Here is an 11,162-nt window from a genome sequence, read left to right as displayed (position 1 = left end):
GCTCCGGCGCCCGCCCCGGCTCCGGCTCCGGCTGCCCCCGCGGCTCCGGCGCCCGCCCCGGTTCCGGCCCAGGCCGCGGCTCCGGCCGCCCCGGCTCCCGCGCCGGTCGCACCCGCTCCCGTCACCCCGGCTCCGGCCGCTCCGGCCGCCGCCGAGGCCACCGACGAGGGCGCCTACGTGACCCCGCTGGTGCGCAAGCTCGCCGCCGAGAACGGCGTCGACCTGTCCACCGTCAAGGGCACCGGCGTCGGCGGCCGCATCCGCAAGCAGGACGTCATCGCCGCCGCCGAGGCCGCGAAGGCCGCCGCCGCCGCTCCGGCTCCGGCCGCCGCCGCCCCGGCCGCCGTCACGGCGAAGAAGACCCCCGTCCTGGAGGTCTCCCCGCTGCGTGGCCAGACCATCAAGATGCCGCGGATCCGCAAGGTCATCGGCGACAACATGGTCAAGGCCCTGCAGGAGCAGGCCCAGCTGTCCTCGGTGGTCGAGGTCGACGTGACGCGTCTGATGCGGCTGCGCAACCAGGCGAAGAACTCGTTCGCGGCCCGCGAGGGCGTGAAGCTCTCCCCGATGCCGTTCTTCGTGAAGGCGGCGGCCCAGGCGCTGAAGGCCCACCCGGCCATCAACGCCCGGATCAACGTGGCCGAGGGCACCATCACGTACTTCGACACGGAGAACGTCGGCATCGCCGTGGACTCCGAGAAGGGCCTGATGACCCCGGTCATCAAGAACGCGGGCGACCTGAACATCGCCGGCATCGCCAAGGCCACCGCCGACCTGGCGGGCAAGGTCCGGGCCAGCAAGATCACCCCGGACGAGCTCTCCGGCGCGACCTTCACCATCAGCAACACCGGCTCGCGCGGCGCGCTCTTCGACACGATCATCGTGCCGCCGAACCAGGTCGCGATCCTCGGCATCGGCGCCACGGTCAAGCGCCCCGCGGTCATCGAGACGGAGGAGGGCACGGTCATCGGCGTCCGCGACATGACGTACCTGACCCTCTCCTACGACCACCGCCTGGTGGACGGCGCCGACGCGGCCCGTTACCTGACGGCCGTCAAGGCGATCCTGGAGGCGGGCGAGTTCGAGGTGGAGCTCGGCCTGTAGTCAGTACGGCTGTCAGCGCATCGGCAGTGCATCTGTCATTGCGTCTGCCAGTGCGTCTTTCAGTACGGTGCCCCGTCCGGGCTTCCCCGGGCGGGGCACCGTCGTATGCCCGGTGGGTGCCCCGTGTAAGTCTCGTCTCACCTGCGCGAAAGCGCCCCTCTACGCCTCTCCCGCAGGGACGCGCGGCCGTATTGTCTAAACGTCAAACGCCCCCGGGGCCGATGGGCGGCCCCTCGTTAAGGAGCCCTCATGACCGCGCCCGTCGTCCACTCGCTGCGCGAACAGATCCGCGAGCACATCGTGGAGGGGATCGTGAGCGGGCGATGGAAGCCGGGTGAGCGGATCGTCGAGCGGCGGATCGCGACGGAACTGGAGGTCAGCCAGACCCCCGTGCGCGAGGCCCTGCGGGAGCTGGAGTCGCTCCGGCTGATCGAGTCGGCGCCGAACAAGGGCGTACGCGTACGGAACCTGACCGCGGCCGACCTGGAGGAGAGCTACCCCGTACGGGCCGGTCTTGAGGCCATCGCGGCGGAGCTCGCGGCGGAGAAGCTGGCCGAGGACTGCTCGGCGCTGGAGCCGCACGTCACCGCGCTGTACGAGGCGGACCGCAGGTCGGACGGCACCGGCCAGGTGCGCCACACGGTCGCCTTCCACCGGGAACTGGTGAGAGCCGCCGGCAACTCGGTCCTCCTGCACACCTGGGAGGGCCTCGGCATCGAGGTGTTCACGGCGCTGTCCATCCGCTGGCTGGGCACGGTCCAGCAGTCGTACGCCGAGGAGCACGAGGAACTGGTGGCAGCGTTCCGCAGGCGTGACCCGAGGATCGCCGACATCGTGAAGGCCCATGTTCTGGGCTGCGCACCGCGCGCCTGAGACGTCTTGCCGCGAGACGAGCACAGGCCCGCTCATACGCGCCCTCACCTGCGAAAACTCCGGGCAGACCACGACACCCGGTGCCGCTGCCGAAGGCACCCCGTGCCGACTTTCTCGTGATCAAGAGGTTTTGCCTCTCAACCCTTTGATCGATCATCGATCAGGGAGTTAGAGTCGCCCAGGGCTCCCACCAGAGCCCCCGCCCTGTCCTGCCAAGACGAAGGGCACCCCCAAACCCCTTACCGACGAGGGAACCCCCCTCCGTATCCGGAAGGCGGCGCAATGACCGACCTCACCGCAATCCAGCCGAGCGAGCTCGACCAGCTCCCGGACCGCGACCCCGAGGAGACCGCCGAGTGGCGGGCCTCGCTGGACGCCGTCACCAAGGCGGCCGGGCCGCACCGCGCCGCGTACCTGATGCGGCGCACGCTGGAGCGCGCCGAGGCGGGCGGACTCGCGCTGCCCAAGCTCCTTGAGACCGACTACGTCAACACCATCCCCACCCCCGCCGAGCCCGCCGTGCCCGGTGACGAGGAGATGGAGCGCCGTATCACCGCGTGGAACCGCTGGAACGCGGCCGCGATGGTGACCCGGGCCTCGAAACTCGGCGTCGGCGGCCACATCGCCACCTTCGCCTCGGCGGCCTGGCTCTACGAGACCGGCTTCAACCACTTCTTCCGGGGCAAGGACTCCCAGGACGCTCCCGGCTCCGGCGACCAGCTGTACATCCAGGGCCACGCCTCCCCCGGCATCTACGCCCGTGCGTTCCTCGACGGCCGCCTGACCGAGACCCAGCTGGACAACTTCCGCCAGGAGGCGGGGGGCAACGGCCTGCCGTCCTACCCGCACCCGCGCCGTCTGCCCTGGCTGTGGGAGTTCCCGACGGTGTCGATGGGCCTCGGCCCGCTGTCGGCGATCTACCAGGCGCGCTTCAACCGCTACCTCACCAGCCGCGGGATCAAGGACGTCTCCAACTCCCATGTCTGGGCGTTCCTCGGCGACGGCGAGATGGACGAGCCCGAGTCGACGGCCGCGCTCGGACTGGCGTCCCGCGAGGGCCTGGACAACCTGACCTTCGTCATCAACTGCAACCTGCAGCGCCTCGACGGTCCGGTCCGCGCGAACTTCAAGATCGTGCAGGAGCTGGAGGCCCAGTTCCGCGGCGCCGGCTGGAACGTCATCAAGACCCTGTGGGGTACCGCCTGGGACGAGCTGTTCCAGCTCGACACCACCGGCGCGCTGGTACGCCGTCTGCGTGAGGTGCCGGACGCGCAGGTGCAGACGTACCAGACCCGCGACGCCGCCTACATCCGTCAGGACTTCTTCGGGGCCGACCCCGCGCTCGCCGAGATGGCCAAGCTGCTGTCCGACGACAAGATCCTCGAATGTTTCCATCTCTCCCGCGGTGGTCACGAGGCGCGCAAGGTGTACGCCGCGTACAAGGCGGCCGTGGAGCACAAGGGCGCCCCGACCGTCATCCTCGCGCAGACCGTCAAGGGCTTCACGCTCGGCGAGGGCTTCGCGTCGAAGAACGCCAACCACCAGATGAAGAAGCTGACGGTGGACGAGTTCAAGTCGATGCGTGATCTGCTGGAGCTGCCGATCTCCGACGCGCAGTTCACCGACGGCGTCGTGCCGTACGGCCACCCGGGCGCCGACTCCCCCGAGGTCCGCTACCTCCAGGAGCGCCGCGCGGCCCTGGGCGGTCCGGCACCGGCGCGTCGTACGCATGCGCTCGCCCCGCTGCCGGCGGCCGCCGAGAAGACGTTCGCGTCCTTCGACAAGGGCTCGGGCTCGCAGAACGTGGCGACGACCATGGCCTTCGTCCGCCTCGTCAAGGACCTCGTCCGCGACAAGCAGTCCGGCAGGCGCTGGGTGCCGATCGTCCCCGACGAGGCGCGCACCTTCGGCATGGAGAGCCTCTTCCCGTCCCTCGGCATCTACTCGCCCAAGGGCCAGACGTACGAGCCGGTCGACCGCGACCAGCTGATGTACTACAAGGAGGCCAAGGACGGGCAGATCCTCAACGAGGGGATCACCGAGGCCGGTTCCATGGCCGACTTCATCGCCGCCTCCACGTCGTACGCGACGCACAGCGAGGCGATGATCCCGTTCTACATCTTCTACTCGATGTTCGGCTGGCAGCGCACGGCCGACCAGATGTGGCAGCTCGGCGACCAGCTGGGCCGCGGCTTCCTCATCGGTGCGACGGCGGGCCGTACGACGCTGACGGGCGAGGGCCTGCAGCACGCCGACGGCCACTCGCCGGTGATCGCCGCGACCAACCCGGCGGCCCTGTCGTACGACCCGGCGTTCGCGTACGAGATCGCGGTGATCGTGAAGGACGGTCTGCGCCGGATGTACGGGGAGGCGGCGCCGGGTGAGGACCCGAACGTCTTCTACTACCTCACCGTCTACAACGAGCCGCTGCCGCAGCCCGCGAAGCCGGCGGTGGCCGCGATCGACGAGGGCATCGTCAAGGGCCTGTACCGCTTCAACACGGCGGAGTCGGCGGGGCTGTCGCTCGTGGCCAACGCGCCGCGCATCCAGCTGCTGGGTTCCGGCACGGCGATCCACTGGGCCCTCGAAGCCCAGAAGCTGCTCGCCGAGGAGTGGGGCGTGGCGGCGGACGTCTGGTCGGCGACGTCGTGGACGGAGCTGCGGCGCGACGCGCTGGAGGCGGACGCCGCGCTGCTGCGGGGCGAGGACCGCGTGCCGTTCGTACGCCAGGCGCTCCAGGGCGCCGAGGGTCCCGTCCTCGCGGTCTCCGACTACATGCGCCAGGTTCCCGACCAGATCGCGCAGTGGGTGGAGCAGGACTACTCCTCGCTCGGCGCGGACGGTTTCGGTCTCTCGGACACCCGCGACGCGGCGCGCCGTCACTTCGGTGTCGACGCCCAGTCGATCGTCGTCGCCGCTCTCGCCCAGCTCGCCCGGCGCGGCGAGGTCAAGGCGACGGCGGTGAAGGAGGCACGGGAGCGGTACGGGCTGTGAGGTCGTAGGGCGCTGCCCTTCGACCCCTGTTCAAGGGGCTCCGCCGCCCCCTGAACCCCCGCTTTTCACACGCCGGAGGGGCTGGTTTTCCAGCCCCTCCGGCATCATGAGCCCATGCGTGCTGCCCGGCTCATCAAGATGGTGTTGTTGCTCCAGTCACGACCATCCATGACCGCGGCCGAACTGGCCGGCGAGCTGGAGGTGTCCGAACGGACGGTGACGCGGGACGCGCAGGCGCTGTCGGAGGCCGGCGTCCCGGTGTACGCGGACCGGGGGCGGGCCGGTGGGTACCGCCTCATCGGCGGGTACCGCACCCGGCTGACCGGGCTGGCCCGCAGCGAGGCCGAGGCACTGTTCCTCAGCGGCGTGCCGGCCGCTCTCCGGGAGATGGGACTGGAGGACGCCGCCTCGGCCGCCCGGCTCAAGGTGTCCGCCGCCCTCCTCCCCTCCCTCCGGGACGCCTCGCGCACGGCCTCGCAACGGTTCCACCTGGACGCCCCCGCCTGGTTCAAGGAGCCCGAGACACCCGGGCTGCTGCCGACGGTCGCGGACGCGGTGTGGGACGACCGACGGATCACGGCCCGCTACCGGCGCGGGGACAAGGAGCCTCAGCGGGAAGTGGTGCGTGAGCTGGAGCCGTACGCGCTCGTTCTGAAGGCGGGCGCCTGGTACCTGTGCGCACGCGTGGCGGAGGAAGCCTCCTTCCGGGTGTACCGCATCGACCGGTTCACCACGGTGGCCGTCCGCGAGGACCGCTTCACACGGGACGAGGAGTTCGACCTGCCGGCCTTCTGGGAGGAGCGGGCCGCGCAGTTCGCGCGGTCGATCCTGCGCGCCGAGGTCGTGGTGCGGTTGACCGGGGAGGGCGTACGGCAGCTGGCGTACACCGTGGATCCCCGGTCCGCCCGGGAGGCCCTGGCGGCCGCGGGTGACCCGGACGAGCGGGGGCGGGTGACCGTGACACTGCCGGTCGAGTCCGAGGAGGTCGCCCACGCCCAGCTCACGGCCCTGGGCCCGGAGGTGGAGGTGCTGTCCCCGGCGACCCTGCGCAAACGGTTCACGGACGACGCGGCGCGCCTGACGGAGCTGTACGGCGCGTGACGCCGTGGGGCGATCGGCCTGCTGGGCTATTGGACTGCTGCTGAGCTGTTGGACTTTTGGGCTCTGGGCCTCGTCCAGGTGCGTCCCTCCGCCAGAGGGCCGATGCTGGTCCCTGTGATGGACGAGACGGAGTTCTGGGAGCTGGTGGACACGACCCGGGAGGCCGCCGAGGGCGACCCCGAGGATCAGGCCGACCTGCTCGTCGAGCGGCTCGTTCAGCTGGACCCGGACGCGGTGCTGGACTTCGCCCGGCACTTCGAGTCCCGCTACAACCGCGCGTACCAGTGGGATGTGTGGGGCGCGGCGTGGGTGCTGCTCGACGGGGCCGGTGACGACGTGTTCGACTTCTTCCGGTGCTGGCTGATCGGCCAGGGCCGGGAGATCTTCGAGGGCGCCGTGCACGATCCGGACTCGCTCGCCGATCTCCTGGACGACTTCGACGACGAGGTCGACGGGGACGGCGAGGAACTGGGGTACGCGGCGGACGAGGCCTACGAACAGCTCACCGGTACCGTCGCCCCGGACCTCGGCCTCGCACCCGCACCGCCCGAACCCGAGGGCACGCCCGTGGACTTCGAGAACGAGGCCGTGCTGGCGCAGCGCTATCCCAGGCTCTGGGAGCGGTTCAGGGCCTGAGCTCGGTAGGTGGAGCGCGGCGGGTACGCGCACTGCGGGGCGGTGTGGGGCGCGGCATGGTGCGGCTCCCGGTCCGGGGCCGCCGGACGGTGCAGGGGCGCCGAGTTCGCCCGCTCCAGCGCGGACGCGGTGACGGCGGACGGGCCGAGCACGACGGCGACGGCCGCGCAGGCCACAGCCCAGGGGCTCCGCAGGGACAGGGACCAGGACCTCTTCGTGCCCGTGCCCGTGTTCGTGTCCCTGGTCTTCTTCGTGTTCGTGTTCGCGCTGGTCTTCTTCGTGTTCGTGTTCGTGGTCATGTTCGCGGTCATGTTCGTCGTCTTCGGGCGGCTGCTGATCATCTTTCCCCCACCTCCGGTCGGCGTGACACGAACAAGCTAGGCCGCGGATCTTGGAGGGCTCTGTGAGACGTCCGCGCCCGGCCTGTGAAGGGAGCGCCAGGACCGGCCCTGAAGCCGGGCCGCGGTCTCCCTGAGTGCGGGGAGCCGCCGGCCGAGGGCCGCGCCCGGGCAGCTGGTCACGTAGCCGTCGCTGTGGCCCGCCAGGGCAGGCAGGAGGACGGAGGTGCCGGCGGGGTACCGGCTGTGGTCGTTGCTGGACACCAGGCGGACTCCGCCGCGGGGGTCGACGTCCGCGAGGCTCAGCTTCCAGGCGGTGAGGGCGGCGATCGCGTCGGTCATCGCCCGGGGCACCGGCAGGCCCGCCGTGAACGTGCCGATGGCCGCGATGCCCGCCGTACGGTGGTTGAAGCCCTGAGTGTGGGCCCCGGTGACGGGCCGGTCGACACCGCCCGCGCGGCCCTCGTAGATCGTGCCGCAGCGGTCGACGAGGAAGTGGTAGCCGATGTCGTTCCAGTCCCGGCGGCCGGTCTGCTCCGCGTACATCCGGCGGAGGGTGCGGGGCGTCTGAGCGCAGTCGTAGTCGTTCGGCGAGTTGGTGTGGTGCACGAAGACCGCGAGGACCTGGTCGTCGTACCGCGCGGGCGACTGACTGCGCTCGGCGTCGCCCAGCCACTGGGCCCTCGGCACGATCGGCGGCCGGACCGTTTGGTGAACGCGGCCCTGGGTCCCGTCCTCGTCGGCCGTCGCCCACAGCACCGCCCCCACCACGACGGCGAGCACGGGCAGACAGGCGAGCGGGAGAAGTGCGGCACGCGGCAGCCGGGGAGCCCGGACAGCTGGGCGGACGACGCGCGGCGGCCGTACGGGCGTCGCACCCGCCTCGCCCGGCGCAGCCCGTTTCCGTCGCCGTATCTGCCCTCGTATCCGTCCCCGTATCTGCGCCCGTATCCGCCCCCGTCGCCGTCGCCGTGTTCGCGCCGTCCGGAAGACATGCATGGCGTCAGCCTGACCCCGGCCCGCCCCCGCCGCGACGTGGGGTGCGCCACCCGGTGGAACCATCGTCCAGGTCCGGGGCGTTTCTACAGGTCCAGGCGCGTGGCCGATTCCGCTGGGCCGCGCGAGCCTGCCTGATCACCGGGCCCGCCCCACGCGTACTAGGGGGCCCAAGAGAAAGGCGCGTGGAGTGGACGTGCTCGACATCCTGCTGTTGCTGGTGATCCTGGCCTACGCGGCGTCCGGTTACCGCCGTGGCCTGGTCGCCGGCTGCATCTCGCTGGCCGGGTTCGTGGGCGGCGCGGTCGTCGGCGTGTGGGTGTTGCCCTGGGTGATGGGCCTGGTGACGGCGGGGACCCCGGCGGCAACACTCACGGCCGTGCTGACAGTGCTGGCACCTGCCGTGGTCGGGCACGAGCTGGCAGGGCGCCTGGGGCTGCTGCTGCGCCGGGAGTTGGAGCGCGGCCCGCTCCGGGTGGCCGACGGAGTCGGCGGGGCCGCGGCCAACACGGTCGCCGTCCTCATCGTCGCCTGGGTGGCCGCCAGCGTGCTGGGCGCGTCCTCGTCCCCGCTGGTGACCCAGGCCATTCGCGACTCGGCACTGCTCGGCGCCGTGCAGAACACCATGCCGGAGACGACCCCCACCTGGTTCTCGCGCGCCACCTCCGCCCTCACCGAGGCGGGCTTCCCGCAGGTATTCAACCCGTTCGAGAACGAGGCGACGGCGCAGGTCGCCAAGCCCTCCGGGGACAGCGTCACGGCGAGCGCGACGAACGTGGCCAAGCGCAGCACGGTGAAGGTGGAGGGCTCGGCCGACGGCCAGGGCCGCGAGGGCAGCGGCTTCGTCTACTCCGAGCAGCACGTGATGACGAACGCCCACGTGGTGGCGGGCATCGACGACCCGACCGTCCGCGTGGGCGGCGTGGGCCGCACGTACGAGGCCCGGGTCGTGCTGTTCGACCCGCAGAAGGACGTGGCGGTCCTCTACGTGCCGGACCTCGACGCTCCCGTGCTCCGCTTCGACGACTCCGCCGGGCGCGGCGACTCCGCGGTCGTCGCCGGTTACCCGCAGGACGGCGGCCTCGACCTCCAGGCGGCCACGGTCGCCAGCCGCATCGACGCGACCGGCCAGAACATCTACAACACGGACACGGTCACCCGGGAGATCTACTCCATCCGCTCCACGGTCCGCCCCGGCAACTCCGGCGGCCCCCTCCTGACACCCGACGGCAACGTGTACGGCGTGGTCTTCGCCCGCTCCACCTCCGACGACGAGACGGGCTACGTCCTGACGGTGGACGAGATCGCAGGGGACGCCCAGCGGGCGAGGAACGCGACGACGCCGGTGGACACGGGCGCGTTGATCGCCTCGTAGCACACGGGCACCGCTGCGGGCGGCTGCCGCCGGGCCGTTCGGGCGGGCCGCCCCAGCCAGGTCAGAGGTGACACCCCGCAGGTCAGAGGTGGCACCCCATCAGGACATCGTCCACGTACTCCCCGTCGAGCAGGAACTCCTCGGGGAGGATCCCCTCCACCACGAACCCCTCGGACTCGTACAGCTTCCTGGCCGCGGTGTTGTGCCCGAGGACGCGCAGGGTGAGCCGTCGTGCGCCCTGCCGTCGGACCTCCTCCCGCACGGCCCGCAGCAGCGCCCGGCCGACCCCGGCACCGCGCGCCGTCTCGGCGACGACAAGGCCCTGGATCTGGCGCACATGGGAGTTGCAGGCGAGGAGGCTCGGGTAGCCCAGCCGGATGTAGCCGGCGAGTTGCTCGCCGAGTTCGGCGACGAGGTGGTCACGCGGCCCGAACCGCTCGTTGAAGAAGGGGTCGTACGGCGGCTGGGGGCGCGGCTGGACGGAGTGCAGCGTGGACCAGGAGACGCGGTCGAGGCGGGCGAGCGCGTCCTCGTCGTCGTGGGTGGCGAAACGTATGTACGGAACCGGCATGGGGGCCACAGTACGGCGACCGGCGCAGTCCGACCGTGTGGTGCGGCCGCGCACCCGGCAGGATGTTCCCATGAACGCTGACGCACCACTGGACGGCGACGAACCGCTCGACACCGCTGCGTCCCTGGGCGGCGAGGCCGAGGGGGCACCGGCTCCCGGTTCCCGGATCGCGATCGCCGGGGCTTCCGGGCTGATCGGTTCGGCACTGGTGCGCTCGCTGCGGGCGGACGGGTACGAGGTGGTCCGGCTCGTACGACGGACCCCGCGGGGCAGGGACGAGGTGCGGTGGGACCCGGAGGCCCAGCAGGTGGACACGGCGGGGCTGGCCGGGTGTGCGGCGGTGGTGAACCTCGCCGGGGCCGGGGTGGCGTCGCACCGCTGGACGGCTGCGTACAAGGTGAAGCTCCGGGCCGGGCGGGTGCTGGGGACGGCGGCGCTCGCCGAGGCGGTGGCCTCGCTCGACGTGCCGCCGCGTGTCTTCGTGAACGGCAGTGCGATCGGGTTCTACGGGGACACGGGGGACCGGACGGTCGACGAGTCGTCGCCGCCGGGTGAGGGGTTCCTCCCCTCGCTCTGTGTGGAGTGGGAGGAGGCGACGGCCGCGGCGCGGGAGGCGGGGGTCCGGACGGTGCTCGCCCGTACGGGTCTGGTGGTGGCGCGTGGTGGTGGGGCGTGGGGTCCGCTGTTCCCTCTCTTCCAGGCGGGCCTGGGTGGCCGTCTCGGGAACGGCCGCCAGTACTGGAGCTTCATCTCGCTGCACGACGAGGTGGCCGCCCTCCGGCACCTCATCGACGCGCCGTCGCTGTCGGGGCCGGTGAACCTGACGGCTCCCGAGCCGGTGACGAACCGCGAGGTGACGGCCGTGATGGGGCGCGTCCTGCGTCGCCCGACGCTCTTCTCCGTCCCCTCCCCCGCGCTCCGGCTCGTCCTCGGCGAGGTCGCCGGTGACATCCTCTGCAGCACGCGGGCCGTCCCGACGCGACTCCTGGACTCCGGCTTCGCGTTCGCGTTTCCGACGGTGGAGTCAGCGGTACGGGCAGCGCTGCGCTGAGCTGAACGGGTCTGCCCCCGTTTCGGGGGCCGGCCCCCGCACGTATTCAGCCCGTCCGGCGTTTGAGGACGAGGCCGTTCAGGTCGATGAACCACCCACCCACACACACAACCCACCCACCCC

10 protein-coding genes are annotated in these 11,162 nt (G+C 71.6%); 8 read left to right on the top strand and 2 right to left on the bottom strand.

Annotation, left to right across the window (positions count from 1 at the left end; all coding sequences use genetic code 11):
- From sucB to FPZ41_RS50490, 6 genes are all read left to right on the top strand, one after another.
- Positions 1 to 1,104, top strand: a 1,104-nt coding sequence (gene sucB, locus FPZ41_RS40605; RefSeq protein ID WP_152869129.1) for a 2-oxoglutarate dehydrogenase, E2 component, dihydrolipoamide succinyltransferase, incomplete at its 5' end; no start/stop codon positions are given.
- A 249-nt stretch (positions 1,105 to 1,353) separates the two neighbouring features.
- A complete protein-coding gene (locus FPZ41_RS40600; RefSeq protein ID WP_131570532.1) occupies positions 1,354 to 1,977 on the top strand; it encodes a GntR family transcriptional regulator in 624 nt (207 codons plus the stop codon).
- 282 nt (positions 1,978 to 2,259) lie between these two features.
- Positions 2,260 to 4,971, top strand: coding sequence for a pyruvate dehydrogenase (acetyl-transferring), homodimeric type (gene aceE, locus FPZ41_RS40595; protein ID WP_152869127.1), 2,712 nt, complete (start codon positions 2,260 to 2,262; stop codon positions 4,969 to 4,971).
- Between the two features lie 114 nt (positions 4,972 to 5,085).
- Positions 5,086 to 6,072 (top strand): helix-turn-helix transcriptional regulator, encoded by a 987-nt coding sequence (locus FPZ41_RS40590; RefSeq protein ID WP_152869125.1) that lies wholly within the window; start codon positions 5,086 to 5,088, stop codon positions 6,070 to 6,072.
- Between the two features lie 117 nt (positions 6,073 to 6,189).
- Complete coding sequence (locus tag FPZ41_RS40585; protein WP_152869130.1) at positions 6,190 to 6,708, top strand: DUF4240 domain-containing protein; 519 nt, start codon at positions 6,190 to 6,192, stop codon at positions 6,706 to 6,708.
- Between the two features lie 9 nt (positions 6,709 to 6,717).
- Positions 6,718 to 7,089 carry a hypothetical protein gene (locus tag FPZ41_RS50490; protein WP_194236395.1) on the top strand — a complete coding sequence of 124 codons (372 nt, stop codon included), beginning with the start codon at positions 6,718 to 6,720 and terminating at the stop codon, positions 7,087 to 7,089.
- On the opposite strand, the gene FPZ41_RS40575 is transcribed toward FPZ41_RS50490, so the two are convergent.
- Positions 7,086 to 7,805 carry a peptidoglycan recognition protein family protein gene (locus tag FPZ41_RS40575; protein WP_407698885.1) on the bottom strand — a complete coding sequence of 240 codons (720 nt, stop codon included), beginning with the start codon at positions 7,803 to 7,805 and terminating at the stop codon, positions 7,086 to 7,088. The two genes, FPZ41_RS50490 and FPZ41_RS40575, sit on opposite strands and share 4 nt — an antisense overlap.
- Positions 7,806 to 8,232: 427 nt before the next feature.
- Between FPZ41_RS40575 and FPZ41_RS40570 the strand changes: the two genes are divergently transcribed.
- Positions 8,233 to 9,417 carry a MarP family serine protease gene (locus tag FPZ41_RS40570; RefSeq protein ID WP_322621351.1) on the top strand — a complete coding sequence of 395 codons (1,185 nt, stop codon included), beginning with the start codon at positions 8,233 to 8,235 and terminating at the stop codon, positions 9,415 to 9,417.
- An 82-nt stretch (positions 9,418 to 9,499) separates the two neighbouring features.
- On the opposite strand, the gene FPZ41_RS40565 is transcribed toward FPZ41_RS40570, so the two are convergent.
- The gene (locus FPZ41_RS40565) at positions 9,500 to 9,988 is read right to left on the bottom strand and encodes a GNAT family N-acetyltransferase (protein ID WP_152869119.1); all 489 of its coding nucleotides are present in this window, start codon (positions 9,986 to 9,988) and stop codon (positions 9,500 to 9,502) included.
- Positions 9,989 to 10,058: 70 nt separating this feature from the next.
- On the opposite strand from FPZ41_RS40565, the gene FPZ41_RS40560 reads away from it, so the two are divergent.
- Positions 10,059 to 11,039 (top strand): TIGR01777 family oxidoreductase, encoded by a 981-nt coding sequence (locus FPZ41_RS40560; protein ID WP_152869117.1) that lies wholly within the window; start codon positions 10,059 to 10,061, stop codon positions 11,037 to 11,039.
- Positions 11,040 to 11,162: the final 123 nt, after the last annotated feature.

It is taken from the genome of Streptomyces acidicola, from assembly GCF_009377235.1.
Taxonomy (GTDB): Bacteria; Actinomycetota; Actinomycetes; order Streptomycetales; family Streptomycetaceae; genus Streptomyces; species Streptomyces acidicola.
The sequence above is the reverse complement of the archived record's forward strand: the minus strand, read 5'-3'. Positions and strand labels throughout refer to the sequence as shown.

What these genes read in the sequence shown, in the direction of transcription:
- FPZ41_RS40590 (WP_152869125.1), top strand. Translation starts at nt 5,086, where the DNA reads ATGCGTGCTGCCCGGCTCATCAAGATGGTGTTGTTGCTCCAGTCACGA.
- FPZ41_RS40600 (WP_131570532.1), top strand. Translation starts at nt 1,354, where the DNA reads ATGACCGCGCCCGTCGTCCACTCGCTGCGCGAACAGATCCGCGAGCAC.
- FPZ41_RS40565 (WP_152869119.1), bottom strand. Translation starts at nt 9,988, where the DNA reads ATGCCGGTTCCGTACATACGTTTCGCCACCCACGACGACGAGGACGCG.
- FPZ41_RS40560 (WP_152869117.1), top strand. Translation starts at nt 10,059, where the DNA reads ATGAACGCTGACGCACCACTGGACGGCGACGAACCGCTCGACACCGCT.
- aceE (WP_152869127.1), top strand. Translation starts at nt 2,260, where the DNA reads ATGACCGACCTCACCGCAATCCAGCCGAGCGAGCTCGACCAGCTCCCG.
- FPZ41_RS40585 (WP_152869130.1), top strand. Translation starts at nt 6,190, where the DNA reads ATGGACGAGACGGAGTTCTGGGAGCTGGTGGACACGACCCGGGAGGCC.